Source organism: Chitinibacter sp. SCUT-21, from assembly GCA_041874755.1.
GTDB lineage: Bacteria > Pseudomonadota > Gammaproteobacteria > Burkholderiales > Chitinibacteraceae > Chitinibacter.
In genome coordinates, this window is sequence record CP102611.1 from 2,416,586 (window position 1) to 2,436,690 (window position 20,105).

The 20,105-nt window shown below is 51.0% G+C and carries 21 protein-coding genes; 7 read left to right on the top strand and 14 right to left on the bottom strand.

The genetic code is table 11. The annotated features are described in order from the left end of the window. Positions 1-31 precede the first annotated feature (31 nt). From NT239_11250 to NT239_11265, 4 genes are read left to right on the top strand one after another with little or no spacing between them, the layout of a single operon-like run. The gene (locus tag NT239_11250; protein XGA70352.1) at positions 32-997 is read left to right on the top strand and encodes a Gfo/Idh/MocA family oxidoreductase; all 966 of its coding nucleotides are present in this window, start codon (positions 32-34) and stop codon (positions 995-997) included. Between the two features lie 34 nt (positions 998-1,031). Continuing rightward, positions 1,032-1,385, top strand: coding sequence for a DUF2185 domain-containing protein (locus tag NT239_11255; protein XGA70353.1), 354 nt, complete (start codon positions 1,032-1,034; stop codon positions 1,383-1,385). Positions 1,386-1,422: 37 nt separating this feature from the next. Beyond that, positions 1,423-1,830 (top strand): hypothetical protein, encoded by a 408-nt coding sequence (locus tag NT239_11260; protein ID XGA70354.1) that lies wholly within the window; start codon positions 1,423-1,425, stop codon positions 1,828-1,830. 51 nt (positions 1,831-1,881) lie between these two features. Further along, positions 1,882-3,024 carry a M14-type cytosolic carboxypeptidase gene (locus tag NT239_11265; GenBank protein ID XGA70355.1) on the top strand — a complete coding sequence of 381 codons (1,143 nt, stop codon included), beginning with the start codon at positions 1,882-1,884 and terminating at the stop codon, positions 3,022-3,024. A gap of 55 nt (positions 3,025-3,079) precedes the next feature. On the opposite strand, the gene NT239_11270 is transcribed toward NT239_11265, so the two are convergent. Continuing rightward, positions 3,080-4,057, bottom strand: coding sequence for a hypothetical protein (locus NT239_11270; GenBank protein XGA70356.1), 978 nt, complete (start codon positions 4,055-4,057; stop codon positions 3,080-3,082). 326 nt (positions 4,058-4,383) lie between these two features. On the opposite strand from NT239_11270, the gene NT239_11275 reads away from it, so the two are divergent. Beyond that, entirely contained in the window at positions 4,384-4,908 is a 525-nt protein-coding gene (locus NT239_11275) for a hemerythrin domain-containing protein (protein XGA70357.1), read from the top strand. A gap of 21 nt (positions 4,909-4,929) precedes the next feature. On the opposite strand, the gene NT239_11280 is transcribed toward NT239_11275, so the two are convergent. The 6 genes from NT239_11280 to purE form a co-directional block, all read right to left on the bottom strand. Then, positions 4,930-5,325 (bottom strand): protease inhibitor I42 family protein, encoded by a 396-nt coding sequence (locus tag NT239_11280; GenBank protein ID XGA70358.1) that lies wholly within the window; start codon positions 5,323-5,325, stop codon positions 4,930-4,932. 270 nt (positions 5,326-5,595) lie between these two features. Then, positions 5,596-6,333 carry a dienelactone hydrolase family protein gene (locus NT239_11285; protein XGA70359.1) on the bottom strand — a complete coding sequence of 246 codons (738 nt, stop codon included), beginning with the start codon at positions 6,331-6,333 and terminating at the stop codon, positions 5,596-5,598. Positions 6,334-6,390: 57 nt separating this feature from the next. Then, positions 6,391-7,269, bottom strand: coding sequence for a phosphoribosylaminoimidazolesuccinocarboxamide synthase (locus tag NT239_11290; protein ID XGA72802.1), 879 nt, complete (start codon positions 7,267-7,269; stop codon positions 6,391-6,393). 114 nt (positions 7,270-7,383) lie between these two features. After that, positions 7,384-7,872, bottom strand: coding sequence for a GNAT family N-acetyltransferase (locus NT239_11295; GenBank protein XGA70360.1), 489 nt, complete (start codon positions 7,870-7,872; stop codon positions 7,384-7,386). Between the two features lie 313 nt (positions 7,873-8,185). Further along, on the bottom strand, positions 8,186-9,328 hold the full coding sequence (locus tag NT239_11300; GenBank protein XGA72803.1) for a 5-(carboxyamino)imidazole ribonucleotide synthase: 1,143 nt from the start codon (positions 9,326-9,328) through the stop codon (positions 8,186-8,188). 255 nt (positions 9,329-9,583) lie between these two features. Further along, positions 9,584-10,072 carry a 5-(carboxyamino)imidazole ribonucleotide mutase gene (purE, locus tag NT239_11305; GenBank protein XGA70361.1) on the bottom strand — a complete coding sequence of 163 codons (489 nt, stop codon included), beginning with the start codon at positions 10,070-10,072 and terminating at the stop codon, positions 9,584-9,586. Between the two features lie 333 nt (positions 10,073-10,405). On the opposite strand from purE, the gene NT239_11310 reads away from it, so the two are divergent. After that, the gene (locus NT239_11310) at positions 10,406-11,200 is read left to right on the top strand and encodes a transporter substrate-binding domain-containing protein (GenBank protein ID XGA70362.1); all 795 of its coding nucleotides are present in this window, start codon (positions 10,406-10,408) and stop codon (positions 11,198-11,200) included. A gap of 4 nt (positions 11,201-11,204) precedes the next feature. After that, a complete protein-coding gene (locus NT239_11315) occupies positions 11,205-13,880 on the top strand; it encodes a response regulator (GenBank protein XGA70363.1) in 2,676 nt (891 codons plus the stop codon). On the opposite strand, the gene NT239_11320 is transcribed toward NT239_11315, so the two are convergent. The 7 genes from NT239_11320 to mnmE all read right to left on the bottom strand — a co-directional run bounded on the left by NT239_11320 (position 13,870) and on the right by mnmE (position 20,057). Further along, positions 13,870-14,316, bottom strand: coding sequence for a spore coat U domain-containing protein (locus NT239_11320; protein XGA70364.1), 447 nt, complete (start codon positions 14,314-14,316; stop codon positions 13,870-13,872). The genes NT239_11315 and NT239_11320 overlap by 11 nt on opposite strands. Position 14,317: 1 nt before the next feature. Beyond that, positions 14,318-16,609, bottom strand: coding sequence for a hypothetical protein (locus NT239_11325; GenBank protein ID XGA70365.1), 2,292 nt, complete (start codon positions 16,607-16,609; stop codon positions 14,318-14,320). Continuing rightward, positions 16,597-17,325: a fimbria/pilus periplasmic chaperone gene (locus NT239_11330; GenBank protein ID XGA70366.1), complete on the bottom strand. Its 729-nt coding sequence runs from the start codon at positions 17,323-17,325 to the stop codon at positions 16,597-16,599. The genes NT239_11325 and NT239_11330 overlap by 13 nt, the downstream gene beginning before the upstream one ends. A 62-nt stretch (positions 17,326-17,387) precedes the next feature. Continuing rightward, positions 17,388-17,846, bottom strand: coding sequence for a spore coat U domain-containing protein (locus NT239_11335; protein ID XGA70367.1), 459 nt, complete (start codon positions 17,844-17,846; stop codon positions 17,388-17,390). A 122-nt stretch (positions 17,847-17,968) separates the two neighbouring features. Further along, positions 17,969-18,421, bottom strand: coding sequence for a spore coat U domain-containing protein (locus NT239_11340; protein ID XGA70368.1), 453 nt, complete (start codon positions 18,419-18,421; stop codon positions 17,969-17,971). Beyond that, positions 18,394-18,669: a hypothetical protein gene (locus NT239_11345; protein ID XGA70369.1), complete on the bottom strand. Its 276-nt coding sequence runs from the start codon at positions 18,667-18,669 to the stop codon at positions 18,394-18,396. Before NT239_11345 ends, NT239_11340 begins: the two co-directional genes overlap by 28 nt. A gap of 44 nt (positions 18,670-18,713) precedes the next feature. Continuing rightward, positions 18,714-20,057: a tRNA uridine-5-carboxymethylaminomethyl(34) synthesis GTPase MnmE gene (gene mnmE / locus NT239_11350; GenBank protein ID XGA70370.1), complete on the bottom strand. Its 1,344-nt coding sequence runs from the start codon at positions 20,055-20,057 to the stop codon at positions 18,714-18,716. Positions 20,058-20,105: the final 48 nt, after the last annotated feature.

The following is a 20,105-nucleotide window of genomic DNA, read 5'->3' on the forward strand; positions in this document are numbered from 1 at the left end:
GCCTACATGGCAATACAGTATTGAGGTGAAAATGCGTCCAATCCGTTTTGGCATTATTGGTACCGGCAGTATTGCGCAACGCTTCTTTGCTGGCCTCATGCATGTGCCAAACGCAACCGTTTCTGCCGTGTATAGCCGTGGCGGCGCCAAAGCGCGGCAATTTGCTGCGGTTCACCATATTCCCTCCGTGTTTGACGAGCTCGACGATCTGCTTGCTAGCCACATCGACGCCGTCTATATCGCCACCCCACATCCTAGCCACGCCGCACTCAGCATTGCCGCTTTGAAAGCGGGTAAAGCTGTGTTGTGCGAAAAACCGGCCGCAACTTCTTTGGCCGATCTCGATGAAGTCATTGCCACCGCGCAGGCCGCTGGCCAGCTGTATATGGAAGCGATGAAGCCACCGTTTTTCCCGATCTACCAGTTAATTCGCGAGCGCATTGCTGCGGGCGCGATTGGTGAGGTGCACTTTGTACGGGCAGGCTTCTCCAATCCCAACGTACCCGCAGGTCACGCCGTGCTCGACCCGGCGCAAGCGGGCGGTGGCTTGCTCGATATCGGCATTTACAGCGCGTTTCTGGCCGTTGATTGGCTCGGTGCTGCGAGTGAAGTTCATACCTTGGGGCGAATTGGCGTGAGCGGCGTTGATACCTTTGCCAGCCTCAATGTTCAGCACGAACACGGCATCAGCCAGCTGTATTGCGGGCTTGATATTGCCGGGAGCGGTGAGGCGCTGATTGGCGGTAGCGCGGGTTATGTGCTCATCCACGATAAATGGTGGAATCCGGCTAAAGCCACCTTGGTGACGGCTGTGGGCGAGCGCGAAGAATTGGCGATTGCACCGATTGGCTCTGGCCTGAATTACGAAACCGCACATTTTTGCGACTTGCTGCGCTCCGGTGAGCTAGAAAGCCCGATGATGAGCCACGCTAAAACGCGCGCTGCGCTGGCCATGGCTTTGCGTGCACGAGAGACATTGCTGGGTATTGCTCAGTAAACTAATATTGATCTAATTAATCGGGATATACCCCATGAAAGAATTTTTGCTCGACGAGCGCATTATCAAAAAAGTCGCCACAGGCCACGGCAGCTGTATCGCCAGCGATGAAATCACGATTGAAGGCTATCCAGTCGGCCTGATGTACCGCGAAAAACCACAAAAAGACGGCGATAGCGGCTGGCGTTTTTTCTCGGGCACCGAAGATCAGAAATACTTAAACAACCCAAAAAACCACAGCGAATTCGATGTGAATGTGATCGCCAATTACGACAGCCACATCATTCCGTTGCTAGATTCGCCGGTAGGCAGTGTGTTCGAGCGTTTTGTTAAAAGTGAAGATGATGATGAGTTTAAGCCGGTGACTGATTGGTCGCCACTGGATTGAAAATTGCCGAAGAGATCGCCGAGAGATCCTCACTAATATGAGCCGCTATCAATCTGCACGTAGCAAATTGCGAAAACAATCCATTACTGTCGCTCTAATGGTGAAGGCGATGCGTAGTTATTTTTCAAAATTGAATGACTTCAATTCAAATAGTGCAGATTATGAAGAGCTGCTGATTGAGCTCAATCGATGGGGTATTCGTAGCTACGGCTCTTTTATTGCATTGATACAAAAGCATAAAAAGGCTTTGCTTGAAAGTGATAGTGCGAGAATGTCGGAGCGTGAAATTGCATTTCACTGCAGTGATTTATCCGTAGATGAGCAAATTCAGTTTCGGCGTCACGTTAGGCAAAGAGTATATTTTGCATACCAAGGATTGATTCGCAGCGCTCTGGAGCTTGAGTTTGGTGACGAAGCCAATCCAGTCATTGAGATGAATGAATAGGCATAACTTTTTCAGGCTACTAGCGTATTAAATATTTCAAAGGTTGAATTAATGATTCGTATTACCTCGAATTTCGATTCCGGCTCAATCGACGTCGTTGACGCGACCGACGCCGCCAATATCCGTCTGAAACTGCGCCCCGATAATGCGTCCGACTTTGCGCAGTGGTTTCACTTTCGTTTGAGCGGCGCACGCGATGTCGATTGCACGCTGAAGATCGAAAATGCGGGGCAGAGTGCTTATCCCGATGGCTGGCCGGATTATCAGGCGGTGGCCTCGTATGACCGCGAGAACTGGTTTCGCGTCGAGACCGAATACGATGGCCAGACGCTCACGATCAAGCACACACCGCATACCGATGTGATGTGGTTTGCCTATTTCGAGCCGTATAGCTGGGAGCGCCATCAGACGCTGATCGGTAATGCGGTGACTGCTGCGCCGTGGGTGAAGCTAGAGCAATTGGGCGTGACGCCTGATGGGCATGATTTCGATTTGCTGCGAATCGGTGTCCAAAAAGGCTATTACGGCATCAATAAAAAGAAAGTGTGGATCACTGCGCGCCAGCATCCGGGCGAGAGCATGGCTGAGTGGTTTGTCGAAGGTTTGCTCGAAACCTTGCTCGACCCACAAAACCCAATCGCGCGTGCCTTGCTGGAAAAATGCGTATTTTACGTCGTGCCGAATATGAACCCCGATGGTAGCGTACGCGGCAATTTGCGTACCAACGCCAAGGGTGCCAACCTCAATCGCGAATGGCAAACGCCAAGTCTAGAGCGCAGCCCCGAAGTGTATTGGGTGCGCGAGAAAATGAAGCAGGTTGGCGTCGATGCCTTTTTTGATATTCATGGCGATGAGAGTATTCCGCACAATTTCGTGGCCGGTTGCGAGAGCAATGAATCGTTCTCGTGCCGCCAGCACGATTTGCAGGAGGCGTTCAAAAAAGCGTGGTTGGTGGCGAGCCCCGATTTCCAAGTTGAGCACGGCTACGAAGTCGGTAAATTTGGCCCAGAGACGTTGACTTTGGGTACCAACTGGGTCGGCAATGAATTCGATTGCTTGGCGTATACGGTGGAAATGCCGTTTAAAGACACCGCAAATCGTCCGCTGCCCGAGGTGGGCTGGAATGGTGAGCGTTCGACTCAATTGGGTAGTTCGCTGCTAACTGCGTTGTACGCCATCATTGAGCAAATCTAAATGATCCAGTAAAAAAGGCGCCTGAGGCGCCTTTTTTACTGCTCGGACAACGAAATTAATCGTTCTTTTCGAGTTTGAAGTAGAAAAACTCGCTCGTGCCATTGTCGTTATCGCTGGCGATGGCGCCTTTGATTTCATCTTCTTCGCTGCTGATGATTGCCAATGATTCAGCTTTGGTAATGACGACACGGCCAGCTTGATCAAGCAATGGTACTGAAGTTGGAGTCAGATCCAAAACCACGCCTTCTCTGAGTTGGTCAAGTTTAATCACACCCACGAAGCTGCCCAAAATTTGGCCGTCGTTGTATGAGTCGCCAGTGGCTTCAACTGATGCGGTGTAAACCAAGCTGTTGTTTTTCGCCCAGAAGTCGCCGCCAGACAAGCCAGCTTCAAAGTTAGCTACTACTGGCAGTTTTACTTTGAAGGTTTCAACTTTGCTAAAGCGATCCAAACGACCGAACATGTAGTCGATCATTTCTTGACGCTTCACCGCGAAAATCAAGTTGCCGCCACCGTTGCCGCGGTTCATGATGTACGCTTTGCTATGTGTCAGCGCCAAGCCTTCGATGTTCAGTTCGCTAATGCCAGCCGCTGTTTTCAATTGGCTGTACAGGCTAACCAAGCTACGCTCGTGCTTAGTGATACGATCAGCCGAGAGCAAGAAGCCCACTTCGCGAACATTGGCCTTGCTGCCTGAGCCCAGTACCATGCTCCACGTTTGCTTACCAAGACGGAATTGATCCATTGCTTCAAAGTCAGGTTTCACTGATTTTGCAATGCGGCCCGTTGCTGGATCAATTGTGTATTCTTTGATCAATTGTTTGTCAGTAATGTAGAAGTTCTGATCCAGCTCGAACAACCATTGTGCATCGTCACCCACCGCATGGAAGAAACCATTGCGGTAAGTCAGGCCAGATGCCGATGGCAGGCCGGTGTTCAAGTTAGCTTGACCCAACTCTAATGAGTAGGTTTCAGCATTGGCGTGAAGAGCGAAAGTAGCTGCGAGGGTTGCAGCGATAAGATGTTTAAGCATAGTGTCCTTACTCTATGTGACGCGGAGTTGCGCGGTCTCCGATAAAAAAACAGACGTCTTTGCGTCCTTATTGTGACAAAATTATTACATTGTTTGTTGTGCAATAGTGTGTCTTTAAGCAAAAGCTGACGAAATATTTTGCTAGCTGTTAATTATGCTGACGTCATTTTGGTGCAAATGTTCCCTTACTATTGGATCTATTTGGTAATTTTTACGGTTTACTAGTAAGAAAGTCGCGGCAAATCGATTTCCGCATGGCAATAAACACCTTGGCAAATATGCAACAGCAGCGTAATTTAAGAGGCCGACCTGCATTGGAGTTGAAGATGCTCAATCCTTTTGCAACAGAATCTGTCACGTTTGATACCCCCGTTGCGATGTTAATGGCCTGCCATGAACGAGTTCGGCATTACGCGGCATTAACCGAAACCCTGGTGCAACATGTGGCGCAACATGGTGCCGATGCCGCCGCGATTGCAGGGGCACAATCAATTTTGCGTTATTTTGATGTGGCGGCACCGCTGCATCATCAAGATGAAGACGAAGATCTCTTTCCCGCTTTATTGCAAGTGGGCTCTCCCGAATTGAAACAAACGATCGCAGCCATTATGGCCGAGCACGCCGAGTTAAGCGCTCTTTGGTCACAAGTGAGAGCGGCGTTATTGTCTTTGGTGGCTGGAAACGATAATGAGCTGACGGCCGAGCTGGCCCATCAGTTTGCCGAGCGTTATCGCGCTCATGCACGGCGAGAGGATGTGGATATCTACCCATATGCCAAAGCCTTGCTTGACGTGGCACATCTACAAGCCTTGGGGCGCAAGATGGCAGCCCGACGTGGGCAGCGAGTTTAGTCTGGTTGGATCGGCGATGCCTTAGCCGATCACTAAGCGATACTCGCGTACGTCTAAAGGTGGCACCTCAGTGCCTTGCCATGGTTTGCGATATACAAAGCGCAGTGTTACCTCACCGGTTTGCCGCATGCTAAAGCGCCATGTGGTATCACCTTGCCCGTGCGCATTACTATTTTTGCGTGGGGTAAAGCGCCAATCTTGCACCATTTTGATAGCATCAGAAGAACGACTCTCCGCATCGAGAAACCACATATAGCCTGTTCTCAAATCTGTGGGTAATGTCACGATGATTTGTTCTTTGGGTTTGACGGTAATAATTTGCTGATGCTCGAGTGGGCTAAGCTGTTTATCGGCATAACAAAATGGGCTCAATAAAGCTAAGCCGATCACGCCCAGTTTGGTGATTAATCGCATCATATGCCCTCCTCGTGATTGAGTAGGCTTTAGATTACGTTGGCATATAATTACTTGCAGTGAAAAACTGCCGCTTGCTTTGTGTAAAATTAAAACACCAAGGGTATTGGCTTGAGTATTTTATAGTTAAAGACTTTTCTGGCTATACCTGTAGCGGTATAGAGGTTGATATGGAAAATTACCTGCGCTAAACCGCGCTACAGATGCTGTTTAGAAGCGCAAAAAATATAAAAAGCCGCAGTGTCATGCGGCTTTTTATAGCGATCAAGAATCTTACTTTAGGTTACGGCGGAATAGGTCAAACGCCAATTGATAGCCGAGCAAGGCCAATTGCGGATCATAGCGATCGCCTTCATCGCGCATAAACGCGTGCGGGCCGTTAAATTCGTGCCAAGTGAAGGTTTTGCCTGCTGCAACCAGCTGCTGATACACCTGTGCGCGGCCTGCCGCTGGAATATGCGGGTCTTGCTTGCCCCAAATCATCAGCAATTCACCGCTAATGTCAGCCAGGCGCTCCATGCTGTGTTGGCCGGGCTGATTTGGAATTACATTGGTGTGCAGGTCAGTCGCGTAAAAACACGCTGTAGCTTTGATTTCTGGCTGCAGCGCGGCGCGGAATGCTAAATGCCCGCCGATGCAAAAACCCATCGCGCCAAAATCACCGTTGTGCCAGCTTTGCTGTTTCGCCCAAGCAATCATCGCCGCGTTGTCAGTGTCGTAGCCTTCAACCGATTTAGCCATTTTGTCAGCGTTGCCTTTATCGCGGCCGGCGTCGTCGTAGGCGAGCACGGTGCCGATCGGATTAAGCTCATGGAACACTTCTGGCACCAGCACGTTATAACCATGGCCGGCGATAATTTTTGCCGCGCGCTCGATCGGGCCGGTTTGCTGGAAAATCTCGGAGTAAAACAGAATCGTCGGGTATTGGCCTGCTTCAGCAGGGCGGTGCACATAAGTGCGCATTACGCCAGTGGCGGTGTTTAAATCGGTGATTTCGCTTTTAATCATCATGATGCAGGATCCTTGATAGAAAAAAACGCCCCGCAGGGCGTTTGAAAGCAGTGCTAGTTACTTGGTCAGCTTTTCCAGCGCTTCGCGGTATTTCGCTGCGGTTTTTTCCGCCACTTCTGCTGGCAATGCTGGTGCTGGTGGCGTTTTGTCCCAGCCAGTGGTTTCCAGCCAGTCGCGTACGAACTGTTTATCGTAGCTTGGTGGGTTGGTGCCCGGCTGGTATTGGTCGGCAGGCCAGAAGCGGCTTGAGTCAGGCGTCAATGCCTCGTCCATCAAGCACAGCACGCCATTTTCATCGAGGCCAAATTCAAACTTGGTGTCGCCGATGATAATGCCGCGGGTGGCCGCGTATTCGCTGGCGGTTTTGTACAAGAGGATCGCGGTATCGCGTACTTTGGCTGCGAGTTCTGCGCCCAAGATTTCTTCACATTGCGCGTAGCTGATGTTCTCGTCGTGGTCGCCCACTGCCGCTTTGGTTGATGGCGTGAAGATTGGTTCTGGCAGTTTGTCGGCTTCAACCAAACCAGCTGGCAATTGGATACCGCACACGGTACCTTGCTGCTTGTATTCTTTCCAGCCGCTTCCAGCGATATACCCACGTACAATTGCTTCAACAGGAACTGGTTTTAGGCGTTTGCACACCACAGCGCGGCCTTCCACTTGTGGCAGGTCTTCGGCAGACACGACGTCTTCCGGTTGATCGCCAGTGAAGTGGCTAGGCACCACATCTTTCAATTTTTCAAACCAGAAGTTTGAGATAGAAGTGAGGATTTTGCCTTTTTCTGGAATCGGTTCGGCCAGAATCACGTCAAAGGCTGACAGACGATCGGTGGCGATCATCAGCATGCGGGTTTCGTCGATTTGATACAAATCGCGCACTTTGCCTGAGTAGATTTTTTTCAGGCTGGTCAGATTAGTAGAAGTCAGGCCGCTCATCATTGCTCCAGAAAGGTGGGTTTTGCCCACTAGGACGATTTAATGGCGTATTTTGCCTGAATCTGGCTCAGCCTGCATGTACTTACGTCGGCCGAGCTTGTGCGAGCGGGGAAATTAAATCTGTTTGGTGAGTCGAAATACTTTGACTGCCTCGCCGCGATGATCGCTCCGCGTTTCCCAGCCCTCATTGCTAAAGCCTAGTGAGGCGTAAAAATCGTAAGCGCTTTGGTTGTTGGCAAAGCAGATCGTCGCCATTTCGGTCGCGCGGTGGCGCTGTTGCGCAATCGTGGTCAGGGCTGTGACTAAATAACGCGCCACACCCATACGCCGTGCCCGTGGGTTGACGATCAAATGGCCAATCCAAGCTCTACCTTGGTTTTTGGCATTGTATAGGCTGGCATAACCCAGTGTTCGATCATGGTCACACACCACAAAACCATCTTCATGGTTGGCCAAGTGCTCGAGCAATTTAAGTGGTTCCATGGGCCATTGGGCATGTGGAAACAAGTAGCGCAATTCTGTTGGAGACTCAGGCCACGTAATGACGGTACTGAGATCATCCAGTGTTGCGCGGCGTAGTTGGTAGCGGGTCATCACATTCATGTTGGCGTTGTTTTAAGCGGTAAAAACTGAACGGTAAATGGATTACAGCGTTAGAAATATTACTCCCATGGCCTCATCCTGGCAAAAACCCTGTTTGAAGCACTGTTTTTTACAACGCTACGGAGATGAGCCGCTATAGCGCAGGGGAGCTAGCTAGGCTGGTGCATTGACTTGCGGGAAGTGTATTTGATTTAGCTGGACCCGGGGTATTTGCCCTGGGGTTAATTTAAACCTGACTCTCTTGGCTATACGTATGGAGGTATCTTGGCCGGACCTAGCCGCATAGTCGCTCGGTCCGGCGGTTCTGGCGTTATTAGAGTGTTTCTTTAATTGCGTTGGCTTGTTCTAGCGCGTCTTGCGCGGTTTCGGCCAGCACGTTGAAGTGGCCCATCTTGCGACCCACTCGGGCCATTTTCTTGCCGTACAGGTGCAATTTGGTGTTCGGCGCCATCATCAACACATCCCAACGCGGCTCGCTGCCGTCCTCGCCCCACACGTCGCCGAGCAGGTTGACCATCACCGTTGGTTTGAGCAGATCGGGTTTGCCCGGATACAAGCCGCACATCGCGCGTACTTGCTGCTCGAATTGGCTAGTTAGCGTCGCGTCCAGCGTGTAATGGCCCGAATTGTGCGGACGTGGCGCCATTTCGTTGATGACCAACTCGTCACCTTCGAGTACAAAAAACTCGACCGCCATCACGCCGATGTAGTCGAGCTTTTCAGCCAATGTCATCGCCATGGCGCGGGCGCGCTCAGATAGGGCGGGGTCAACGCGGGCTGGCACAATCGATACATCCAAAATGCCATTAACGTGCTCATTTTCGGCCACTGGGAAGCTAACGACTTCACCTGCGCGCGTGCGTGTCACCACCACTGATACTTCAGCCACTAGCGGCATCATTTTTTCCAGCACACAGGGCTGGTGTTTCATTTCGGCGTGGGCAAAACGCGCTTCTTCTGCGGTTTTTACGCGCACTTGGCCTTTGCCGTCGTAACCTAAACGCGCGGTTTTCAAAATGCCGGGCAGGTAGGCCGATAAATCGCCGTCCAAATCGCCTGCGGTTTTGACCGCCACAAACGGCGCAACGCTTAAACCGGCGTCGCGAATAAAGGTTTTTTCGGCGATGCGATCTTGTGCGATCGCCACACAGTCGCCGCTGGGCGACACGGTAATGCCTTGCGCGGCCAGCCAGCGCATTGAATCGGCATTCACGTTTTCAAATTCGGTGGTAATGGCGGCACAGTGCTGCGCCATATACTGCAAGGCTTCAGGGTCAGTAAATGATTTGCACAAATGCACGTCGGCAAAATCGGCCGCCGGTGCGTGATTATCGGGGTCGAGTACGGTGACGCCATAGCCCATATTTTTGGCGGCTGCCGCAAACATACGACCGAGCTGTCCCCCACCTAAAATACCCAGCATCGCAGGTGGGAGGATAGGTTTAGTAGTGCTCATCATTGTCTTCCTTAAATTGCAGTTGAGCTTTGTACGCTTGATGTCGCGCAAAGCCCCATTGGCCAAAGCCGTATATCCCGCCAGCAATTATTGCCATTGGGTTGGCAGCCAATACCCCGTGTTGAAAAGGGTAAACGCCGCTGTAATGCCATAGTGCTGCGAGTAAAATCGAACAGGTCAGCCCCCAAAATAAACAGCCCTTGACCAGTATGAAATACCAGCAAGGGCGTACCGAAGGGGTGCTGTTTTTCAGTGTCATTCTACCGCAGGTAATTCCATCGCGAGCACGGTTTGTTTTTGTGTTTCGCGGAAATCGTTGAGTTGTTGCGCTAGCGCAGGGTTGCCGCCCGCCAGCATCGCCACGGCAAACAGGCCCGCATTCGCTGCGCCAGCTTCACCAATCGCAAAAGTCGCAACAGGAATGCCTTTTGGCATTTGGACGATAGAGAGTAGAGAATCTTCACCGCGCAGGTATTTAGAAGGCACGGGTACGCCCAATACGGGCACCGTGGTTTTTGCTGCCAACATGCCTGGCAAATGTGCAGCACCGCCTGCACCAGCAATAATGCAAGTTAAGCCACGTGCTGCCGCTTCTTCGGCATATTGAAACAGTAAATCAGGCGTGCGGTGTGCTGACACCACTTTGCACTCAAACTCGACGCCAAAGGCTTTAAGCTGCTTGGCCGCGTGTTGCATCACATCCCAATCGCTGTTGCTACCCATTACTACGCCGACTTGAATCATCGCCGTCAACTCCAAACGCAAAAGCGGTCAATTTTACCGAAAAAACAAGCAAGTCCGATAGGGTTTTGGATAAAAGGTTGATGGTTTTACGCACTAATTAAGTATATTAGATTTGACTTATGGAGTGGGGTGCTGCATTATCATGGCTATATGGTTTGCCTTGGGTTTGTGGGGCAAGCCGTGCTGTAGTGTTTCATTTCCATCCTATGTCTTAATTGAGCGCCGCAATCGGTTGATTGTGGCGTTTTTTTTGGCTGATGAATATTGAAGCTTGGGTGAGGAGTTATATTGCTGCTAGATTGAATCTCAGTAGTTTCTGCGTGGGATCAGTCCATGATTGCTCGTTCAGTATTTGGTGCTGTCATTGGTGTTTTACTGCTATGGAGCCCGCTAGTGGCCGCATTTGATTGCGGACAGCAACCGATTAAAGTGGCGTTTTATCAATTTGGCCTGCTCTATGACCAAGGGAAAGGTATCGATAAAGATGTGATTGATGAATTGCAAAAACGTACTCGCTGCCAATTTGCCATTCAAGTGATGCCGCGGGCTCGCATTTGGGCTGATTTGGCTAGTGGCCAGCTTGATATGAGTGTTTCTGCGGTTGCAACCCCGGAGCGAGAGCAATTTGCAAGATTTATTCCTTATCTAGCCGGCAGAAATCGCACCATCTTGGATAAGAAAACTGCAGCGAGAGTCAAAACTGCTGAACAGTTTTTGCAGCTTAAGGAAGCGCAATTCGCTGCGGTACGCTCGATCAAGCATGGTAAAGACTATGATTTGTTTTTGGATCAATTACGCATGCAACAGCGGGTTCAAGACAGCCCGGATTTGGACGCCACCTTTAGTAAGCTCAGAGAGGGGCGCGTTCAAGGGATTTTTGCGCAGAGTGTTTTATATCGCTATGAATTGCGAAAATTGAATATGGAGCAGCAGGTTGAAGTACAAAACTGGTTTCCCAACGATCAAGGGGTAAAGGCTGGTTTGGTATTGGCTAAATCACGATTTAGCGCCGAGCAGGCTCAAGCTTGGCAAAGCCAAATCATTGCGATGCGTACTGATGGCACCCTGTACAAAATTTGCCGGCAGTATCTGCCCGAGGCGGAAGTAATGCAGCTATTGGATTTCTAAATCGATGCGAAAATCGGAGTCATTATCCCGGTATTTATTCGGCAAAATCTTGTTCTACAGTTTGCTGTTATCGTTACTAAGCAGCCTAGTGAATGGCTGGATTAGTTACCAAGATAGTATCCAACGTAGCCAAGAGCAGGTTGAATCGGTGTTGTCTGCCTATCGAGCGACGCTGAGTAAATCCATTTGGGAAGTGGATTACGAAGCTGCGAAATCGCATCTTCGCGGCCTAGACCATTTTCCTGCAGTGTTATCGGCCCGAGTGACAAGCGCAGGGCCGTTAATTGAATACACCAAGCATGACGCTGATCTACAGCAAAAATCCCCAGTATTAACCTATCCCCTATTATCGCAAGACGGTCAACGTGATTTGGGCCGCTTGGAAATCCGTTTAGATCAACACGCCTTAAACTTTGCGGTTTGGCGCGACACGCTGCGCTTTACCCTGATTGTTGCGTTTGAGTTGTTTTTGCTGGCGGTCTTGATTTTCTTTCTCTTTCGTCGCCATGTCTCCAGTCCGATTCAGGCTTTATCTGAGCACGTTCAGTCTATGAGTGAGGCGCGTCTGAGCGAGCCCGCCCCGATGCCAACGCAACATATGCGTAATGAATTACACCAATTGGCCGAAGGGTTTACTCGGCTACAAAGTGATTTGTTGGCGCAATTTTCTGCTCGTGATGCCAGTGCCAAAGAGCTGGAAGCGCATCGTGATCAATTAAACCAACTTTTGCAGCAACAAGAGCATCAGCTTGATATGGTCTTGCACCATATGGCTGATGGCGGCGCGGTGCTGGATGGAAAAGGGCAAATTCAATTTGCCAATCCAGCTTGGGCGCGAATGATGAATCGACAAAATCCGCAAAATCTGATCGGCAGCTGGCCGACTCAATGGCTCAATAGCCCCCGCTGGTCTGAGCTCATTGCGCAATTAAGTGAGCTCGACACCCTGACGGGTGAGTCGATATTACTGAATCGAATCGAGGCGGCTCCGGTGCCGGTCGAGGCGAGTATTTCAGTGTTGGAGCGTGATACGCAAGGAGCAGTACAGCGAGTTCAAATCATGGTGCGCGATTTAACCTCGCGGATTGAATCCGAACGTGTGCTGATCGAGGCGAAAGAATCGGCACTGCAAGCCAGCTTGGCTAAATCAGCTTTTTTGGCCAATATGAGCCACGAAATTCGCACGCCACTCAATGCCGTGCTTGGCTTTGCAACTTTGTTAGCCGATACCTCGCTGGATGAATTGCAAGGCCAGTATATTCAAAGCATCCGTACCTCGGGCACAGCTTTATTGATGCTTTTAAATGATTTGCTCGATTTTTCTAAAATCGAAGCAGGCCAATTACAGCTTGAACAAATCGATTACGATTTGCGCCGCTTGCTTGAGGACACGCAAGATATTGTGTGTGCGCAAGCGCAAGACAAAGGCTTGGATTTGGTGTGCTTGGTCGATGCTTCGGTGCCACTTAATTTAGTGGGCGATCCTAGCCGATTGCGACAAGTGCTTATTAATTTGCTAAATAACGCGCTGAAATTTACTCCACAGGGCGAAATCGTGACCCGTGCGCGTTTGGTCGCCAATGATGGGCAGAAGATCCGCATTCGCGTCGAGGTGCAAGACAACGGGATTGGTATTTCTGCAGAGGCCCAACGCGCCTTATTTCAACCGTTTCATCAGGCTGATGCGTCAACTACGCGCCGCTTTGGTGGCACTGGACTTGGTCTCTCGATTTGCCGTCGCTTAGTTGAGGCCATGAACGGGCAAATAGGCGTTGAAAGTGAATTAGGCCATGGTGCTACTTTCTGGTTTGAAATTGAACAAACGCTGGGCGAGCAAAAAACACCGGTCGCCGCGCATGCCGAGCTGGCAGGCAAGCTGGTTTTTGTGTTGTCGCCCTCGGCGAGTAATCGCCAGAAGTTGGCCGAAGATTTGCGTCTAATGAAGTGTGAGGCTAGGTGCGTAGCATCCGAAACCGAGCTGATTGATTTGCTGGCGGCAGAGCAAACAGCGGCGGATTTGGTTATGGTTGATTTGCCCGTCGCGGTGGAAATTAATTTGCGCTTACCCGCGACCCTACACGCAACGCCAAGATATGAAACAACGCCGCTGATTTTGGCCGTGACGCAGGGCGCTTTGGGGCAGGGGGCGTTGGCGGAACAAGCGGGCTATGCCGCTTATTTGAGTAAACCGATTCATTTTGATGATTTGCAAAAGTGTTTGGTGCAATTGCTTGATCAATCAAAACCAGCAGAGCAAAAAACATTGCTGACCCGTCATCGCATCGCTGAAATTGATGCACAAAGTCGGCATGCGGTCTTATTGGTCGAAGACAATTTGATGAACCAAAAAGTAGCGGCTTTGCTGTTGGAAAAACTAGGTGTTCGTGTTGATGTGGCGAATAACGGCGTGGAAGCGGTCACTGCCGTACAGAATCACAGTTACGATCTGATTTTAATGGATTGCCAAATGCCGGTGTTGGATGGTTATGGCGCCACGCGGCAGATTCGTGCGCTACCCGAGCAGCAAGGAGGTATGCCGATTGTTGCGCTCACTGCCAATGCGTTTGCGGAAGACAAAGAGCAGTGTTTTGATGCCGGGATGAATGATTACATGACCAAACCGATTCAAATTGACACCCTTAAAGCGATGCTTGCCAAGTGGTTACCCGTTATGGCGTGATCGTGATGGTGACACTATCGCGATATAAGCCAGCGGCAGCTTGAAACTCGCCGCCATAGATGCGGGCAAAAAACGAGAATCGCCCTTGATTGCGATCATCGATCACCACGCTGCCGATTTGATTGCCCGAGTTGCCAAATATCTTTGAACAATTGCCGTCAAGGCATAATTGATAGCGCAGAGTCGAAGTCTGATTGCTGTGCTTAATTCTACGGTTTTCGATGCTGCCCGTGGTATGTGACGGCCCTGCGGTGATGCTGGCCATACCGCCACCGCCTGTGCAATTGAGAAAAATAGCGTATTGGCGAGTGACATCGATTTCGGGGGTATAAACTCCTAAGTCGCCAATCGGCATTGAGCTGATATTGCAGCTCATCGCAAAGCTCTGGATCGGAAAGGCGATTGCGAGACAAAAGCTGGCTAATTGCGCGCGCATCTTATTGCTCCGTCGCCGTTGTGCAGCGCACGGCCGCTAATTCGCTGATCGGCTCGTCGCTAGGGGTAATGCTTAGCAAGGCTTTGCAATTATTGCCTTCAAGCACATACTCCCCTGATCCCAATTGTTCTGTATAAAAATGACCATCCATGCTGGTGCTGAGTAATACGCGTTCTCCATCGTGTTCGGTACTAAAAAGTAAATTGGCGAGTGGTTGGCCCGCGTGATCAAGAATTTGCCCGCTAATAGCGCGGATTTTTTTAAGTTTAAATGCGAGACGGCGCCCATCGCGATTGCCACTGAGTAAATCGCGCTGGAGCCGATCAACGCTGTATTCGATTGGAATATCGTTTTGTACTAGGCCGATTTGCTGGTAATTAAAGCTCGATACGTCGGGCAACATCAGCCACCCATCCTCATTCGTTTTCCCAATGAGCGCGCCATTTTGGGTGACGCCCACCTCAGCCAGCCCTGTTTCGACCAGCCCAAAGCTGTCATAAATATAGCGCGTCGCCGCCCATTGCCCGTGGCTATACGCTAGTGCACCTTGCCAAGTGGCGCGCCAGTTATTGATATTGCGCGAACCGTCTTGGCTTTGTAGCAGGCTGGCGTTGAATTGGCCGTGGCGCAGATTGCGCTCAAGCCACGCCGTATAATCGTGCCCCGTTTCTTGTTCTTGCGCGCTCAGGCTATATCCCCAGCCCTCGCCGCTGGGGGCGCTTTGGCTGAAGGTGGCTGAATGTAGTGCCTGCTGATTTCGGTATTGCACGCCACCATACAGACTTTGGCCGGGGCCAAAATTCAGCGTTAGATTGACAAAACCACTCCATTTTTTGGTTTCTGGCCCGTTCAAACGTCGAATTTGCGCATTAAATGCGGCATTTTTCCACGGTGAAATTGAGTAATTGAGCGTGTAGCGGTGAAAGTCTTGAGCGGGAGATGGACTTTTTTGGCGACCATATTCTAGGCCAATATTGCCCAAATCACGATGTCCCCAATTGGCACCCAGATTGGCTGTCCAATCAATGTGCTCTGTGCTCAATAGTGTGTTCTGCGCTGGCCAATAGCTTGGACTTTGCCGTTGAGCATTGGCGTAGACGCTCCATTGCTCGTTGCTGTAACGATACTGCACTTGCTGGGCATGGCCTCGCTCTTGGGTATCGTGCGCTGACCAAGATAATACGCTGCCTAGAACCCCATACTGCCCAAGTTTGAAATTGCTGATCAGACCATAACTGCGATCAGTTGGATTGCCGCTCGCTTGTGCGCCCAGCGTCCACCAATCGGTGAGGCCGACACGGTGAAAGGCCGAATAGGCAAGGCCCGCATAGTCGTTAAAACTGCCATTATTGCGTTGCACGCCTAGGTTGTAATTAAATTCGTGCAAGCCCGCTTTGAGTAAAGAGTCATCAAAATAATACGGAATCGTGTAATGGCTGATGCCACCGTATTGATCTTTGATGATGAGCTCGACATTTTGCAGGCCAGAGAAATATTGCAAATCACTGAGCTGATACATGCCCGGTTGTAACTGAATGGTGTTGACGCGCTGGCCGTTGAGGTAAACCTCGGCGGTTGAGGGTTGGGTAATTGCGGCTTGGGTTTGAAAGCTGGGGGCGCTGTCAAAATCGGGCTGCATGCTAAACACCCGCGAAATGCCAATGCCGGCCATGGCTTGGTTAAAACCGAGTGCGGCTTGGCGCGGGCTTAAATCACCAAGCGTGGCGCGCAGCATCAAATCGGGCCGGTCGTAATCGAGCGTGGTATTAAGACGCCGCCATTGATCCTGCTGTGTGTTGTAGTCATGCTCGCTGCGGAAATTGAAGTTTTGCGCATTCACATTCAGCGTAGGGCTGATTTGATACTCCAAGCCGCCATCCTGATTGCTGTGTAACGCAGACAGCCGATAGCTTAAATACGCTGATAATGGCGCTGGTGCTGGGAATCGTTCGCTATGTTGCTGCTTGAGCGCAATATTTTTCTCGCCAAACGTGCTGGCTGGTGCATCGAGGTAAACCGTGAGCTCGGCGGCATCAATTTTGCTGACGATGTCGCTTAATTGATCGGCCCGGTAGTAATTCGTACCCGCCAAGGTTTGCTGCACGCCCTTTGGGGTATTGATTCCTGAGTTAATGAGGGTCTGTTCTGCAAGCCAATACCCATCTTGATCGTAAATGGCTTCGACGTCCCCTTGGGTAACACCATTGACGATTAGATGCACCACTACCGCCTCGGAGGCCGCAGCACTGGCGCAACAGGCGGTAAGCAAAAGGCTGGCAATTAGTTTTTGCATGCACTGGTAGGAATATCAATCGTTTGACGCAGGGTTTGCAAGTCGGTCTCAATTTGAATCTCGGTACGGCTTTCTTGGCATGCTTGCGCCGGTAAGTCGAGCTGATAAGCGCGGCGTACCCCAGGGTGCAAATACCATTGATCGAATTGTTTGATTTCAGCACCCGTTTTGCCAATCAGCACGCGGCTTAGGCGTTGCGTGGTGTTGCCGGTGTTGCTGAGTTCAAAATGCAGTTGCTGCTGCTTAATTTGAATTGGGCTGGCTTCAAGCTGGGTTTGCACAGGGCTAGGGCGCAGAAAAATGGGCACACCAAAGCTGACGACCATCGCCACTTGGCCTTGATTTTCATCGCTTTGTAGTGGCGGTTGTTCATTAATATACAGGCGATAGGCGCGCTCTTGCGCATTGGCGATCCCTTTGCGGCCAAGGCGGATCACCTGTTTTTGGCGTGGCGGCACTTCAAATTGGCGTGGGAAAAAAATCAGCTCGTCGGGTGCTGCGGTATAGCTTTCATTGCCACTCGCATCCTGAGTCCAGCGTTTGAGCTCAAGGGCGATGCGCAGTGGCGTATCGCCCTGATTGCTGACGGTAATTGCTTGTGATTTATCGTTGGCACCAAATTCGATCCGAATAGGCGAAACGGCAAATTGCCCAGCAAACAGGCTGCCATGCACCAACAGGAATAGGGCGATCAAGTAATTTCGCATTTTCATCATCTCGCAGCCTTAAAAACATAGCTGTTGTTTACTTTAGCCCCATTCTTCACTTCCAGCGCAGTTTATGGCGTTAGCGTTAGGACTACGGTGTCGGTGTAGCCTGCTTGCACTGGCGCAACATTGATCGCGCTTTCAAGGACGGTGGCGGTTAATTTAACGCTATCTGGTGAGCTGATCCCTGCGCCAGTGCCTGATGTTTTGCTCAACGCTAAATCATATGGCAATAAATCGCTGCCACTTTTCATGTTTTTTTGTGAGCCTGCCGCATTTTGCCCGTCATTGGCACTCAGGGTATAAGGGACACCATTACTACACCAAAATTGCGCATCACCTTGTTGAGTTTTATCGCCTGAGCCTGCTTTCAGGTCGCCCAAATTAATCGTGACGTCTACATCGCTCACAAAGGCGCAGGTGCCGACGACATTGGCATTGATAATGACGTTTTTGCTGGCCGCCATTGCTGGGGTGATGGTGCCCAAAATGAGGAGTGACGAGATTAAAGAGATTGCGCTTTTTTTCATGCTTGATGCCCCTTGTTGCTGGGGTTTATCAACATAATAAACCCACTTGCCCGCAAGTTTAATGGCATGCCATCTGCAATTTGGATGGAATAATCTACCGCAGCTCAGCGACAAATTACCATTTAGGGGTTAACGCTTAATACCACGGTATCGGTATAACTACCGAGCGGTCGGTTGGAGTAATCGCTCTCGCGCACTGTGGCGCTCAGTTGTAAATTGATTTGCCCGCCTTGGCTGACGCCGCGACTTGGGCTGACGGTGATGTCGTACGGTAGTTTCGCGGTGCCTGTGCGCAGCATCATTTGCCGCTGTGTGCCACTTGGATACAGGCCATCGCTTAAACGCGCGTTAAATTCAGTGCCATTTGAGCAGGTGATCGGTACCTGCGTTTGTCGCGTTCGATCGCCGTGACTAAGGGCGCCAAAATCTAGAATGATGTCGCCTGAAGTTACAAAGCTACAGCTACCGAGCACGGTCACTTGCATTTGCAAATTAGCGCTGCCGCCAGCCATGGCGTTCATGCTCAAGCCGATTAGGCAGGCCAGGCTTAATAATCGAAGGAGATGCGTTGCCATTGTTGCTCTTTGAATTGATGAACTTTTGCCCAAGCCATTTTAGCTTGGCAATCGAACTTCATTTCAACCCGATTAGCGTCAATTTTACCGCCCTTGGCCGGGCTCATTTCCATTGCACGGCATTGCGGCTCAATATTGGCGCGGATTCGAATATCTTTGGCTAGTCCGAGTAGCGGCCAGGCCGTGATGACGATAAAGAATACAAAGCGCATGGACGATTCACGCCGCAACTGAAGAGATAGATTCATCTTAGCCTAGCCTTGCTATGACGTGAGCATCTTCGATGGGCGTGCTATTTACCAATGCAGAAGCGGCTAAAAATCACGCCGAGCAAGTCGTCGCTCGTGAATTCACCGGTAATCTCGTTTAAGCAATTTTGCGCTAGGCGCAATTCTTCGGCGAGGATTTCAATTTGCAAATATGCCGCATCGGCTGTCGCCAAATGTTCGCGCGCGGCGCGGATTGCGGTGAGGTGGCGTTCGCGCGCGATAAATACGCCGTCGTTAATACCCTGCCAGCCTATTTGCTTGAGTAGCTTGCTGCGCAATTCTTTCAGGCCAATACCCTGCTTGGCTGAAACGTGGATTTCGTCTTCCGCCACTTCGCCCGGTACTTCACCGGTTAAATCAATTTTGTTAAACACGCGCAGCACTTTCAAGCTGGCGGGTAATTTGGCCAGAATATTCTGATCGTGTTCGGTAATGCCTTCGCGGCTGTCGAGCAGCAGTAGTGCCAGATCGGCCTTTTCGACCGCAGCCCAGGTGCGCTCGATGCCGATTTTTTCAACCGTATCGTCGGTGTCGCGCAGGCCAGCGGTATCGATCACGTGAAGCGGTACGCCGTCGAGCTGAATCAGCTCGCGCACCGTGTCGCGCGTGGTGCCGGCGATGTCGGTGACAATCGCGACGTCTTCACCCGCTAGCGCATTCATCAAACTCGATTTGCCCACGTTGGGCTGGCCGATCAGCACCACGTGCATGCCTTCGCGCAGTAATTTGCCCTGCGTTGCTGTCGCGAGCGTAGTTTCGAGTTGGGCGGCGATGCCCGCCAGTTTGCCGCGAGCGTCTGCGGCTTCTAAGAAATCGATATCTTCTTCGGGGAAGTCGAGCGTGGCTTCGACCAACATGCGCAGCGTGATCAGCTCGTCGACTAGGGTATGCACTTCGCGCGAAAATGCGCCGTCGAGTGATTTAAGCGCCGATTTCGCGGCGGCTTCCGATTGCGCGTCGATAATGTCGGCGACGGCTTCGGCCTGCGCCAAGTCGAGTTTGCCGTTTAAAAATGCGCGTTTGGTGAATTCGCCCGGTTGCGCGTGCCGAGCGCCCAGCTCAATGCAGCGCTTCAAAAGCATATTCATCACCACCGGCCCACCGTGGCCTTGTAGCTCGAGCACGTCTTCGCCGGTGAATGAAGCCGGGTTGGGGAAAAACAGCGCGATGCCCTCGTCGAGCGTGCTGCCATCATGGGCTTTGAAGTGCGCAAAATGCGCAAAACGTGGTTTGAGTGCTGATTGTTCGCGACCTAGCAAACCACGAATCACGGCAGATAAATCCTTGCCCGAAACGCGAATCACGCCGACACCTCCTCGACCTGGTGCGGTGGCAATGGCGGCGATGGTATCGGGTGTATAGAGCATGTTATATCCTGCTGGGTATGTCTTTCTATTGATTATATTTATTGCTAT

Coding starts and splice junctions, on each gene's coding strand:
- NT239_11250 (XGA70352.1), top strand. CDS start 32: ATGCGTCCAATCCGTTTTGGCATTATTGGTACCGGCAGTATTGCGCAA.
- NT239_11255 (XGA70353.1), top strand. CDS start 1,032: ATGAAAGAATTTTTGCTCGACGAGCGCATTATCAAAAAAGTCGCCACA.
- NT239_11260 (XGA70354.1), top strand. CDS start 1,423: ATGAGCCGCTATCAATCTGCACGTAGCAAATTGCGAAAACAATCCATT.
- NT239_11265 (XGA70355.1), top strand. CDS start 1,882: ATGATTCGTATTACCTCGAATTTCGATTCCGGCTCAATCGACGTCGTT.
- NT239_11270 (XGA70356.1), bottom strand. CDS start 4,057: ATGCTTAAACATCTTATCGCTGCAACCCTCGCAGCTACTTTCGCTCTT.
- NT239_11275 (XGA70357.1), top strand. CDS start 4,384: ATGCTCAATCCTTTTGCAACAGAATCTGTCACGTTTGATACCCCCGTT.
- NT239_11280 (XGA70358.1), bottom strand. CDS start 5,325: ATGATGCGATTAATCACCAAACTGGGCGTGATCGGCTTAGCTTTATTG.
- NT239_11285 (XGA70359.1), bottom strand. CDS start 6,333: ATGATGATTAAAAGCGAAATCACCGATTTAAACACCGCCACTGGCGTA.
- NT239_11290 (XGA72802.1), bottom strand. CDS start 7,269: ATGAGCGGCCTGACTTCTACTAATCTGACCAGCCTGAAAAAAATCTAC.
- NT239_11295 (XGA70360.1), bottom strand. CDS start 7,872: ATGAATGTGATGACCCGCTACCAACTACGCCGCGCAACACTGGATGAT.
- NT239_11300 (XGA72803.1), bottom strand. CDS start 9,328: ATGAGCACTACTAAACCTATCCTCCCACCTGCGATGCTGGGTATTTTA.
- purE (XGA70361.1), bottom strand. CDS start 10,072: ATGATTCAAGTCGGCGTAGTAATGGGTAGCAACAGCGATTGGGATGTG.
- NT239_11310 (XGA70362.1), top strand. CDS start 10,406: ATGATTGCTCGTTCAGTATTTGGTGCTGTCATTGGTGTTTTACTGCTA.
- NT239_11315 (XGA70363.1), top strand. CDS start 11,205: ATGCGAAAATCGGAGTCATTATCCCGGTATTTATTCGGCAAAATCTTG.
- NT239_11320 (XGA70364.1), bottom strand. CDS start 14,316: ATGCGCGCGCAATTAGCCAGCTTTTGTCTCGCAATCGCCTTTCCGATC.
- NT239_11325 (XGA70365.1), bottom strand. CDS start 16,609: ATGCAAAAACTAATTGCCAGCCTTTTGCTTACCGCCTGTTGCGCCAGT.
- NT239_11330 (XGA70366.1), bottom strand. CDS start 17,325: ATGATGAAAATGCGAAATTACTTGATCGCCCTATTCCTGTTGGTGCAT.
- NT239_11335 (XGA70367.1), bottom strand. CDS start 17,846: ATGAAAAAAAGCGCAATCTCTTTAATCTCGTCACTCCTCATTTTGGGC.
- NT239_11340 (XGA70368.1), bottom strand. CDS start 18,421: ATGGCAACGCATCTCCTTCGATTATTAAGCCTGGCCTGCCTAATCGGC.
- NT239_11345 (XGA70369.1), bottom strand. CDS start 18,669: ATGAATCTATCTCTTCAGTTGCGGCGTGAATCGTCCATGCGCTTTGTA.
- mnmE (XGA70370.1), bottom strand. CDS start 20,057: ATGCTCTATACACCCGATACCATCGCCGCCATTGCCACCGCACCAGGT.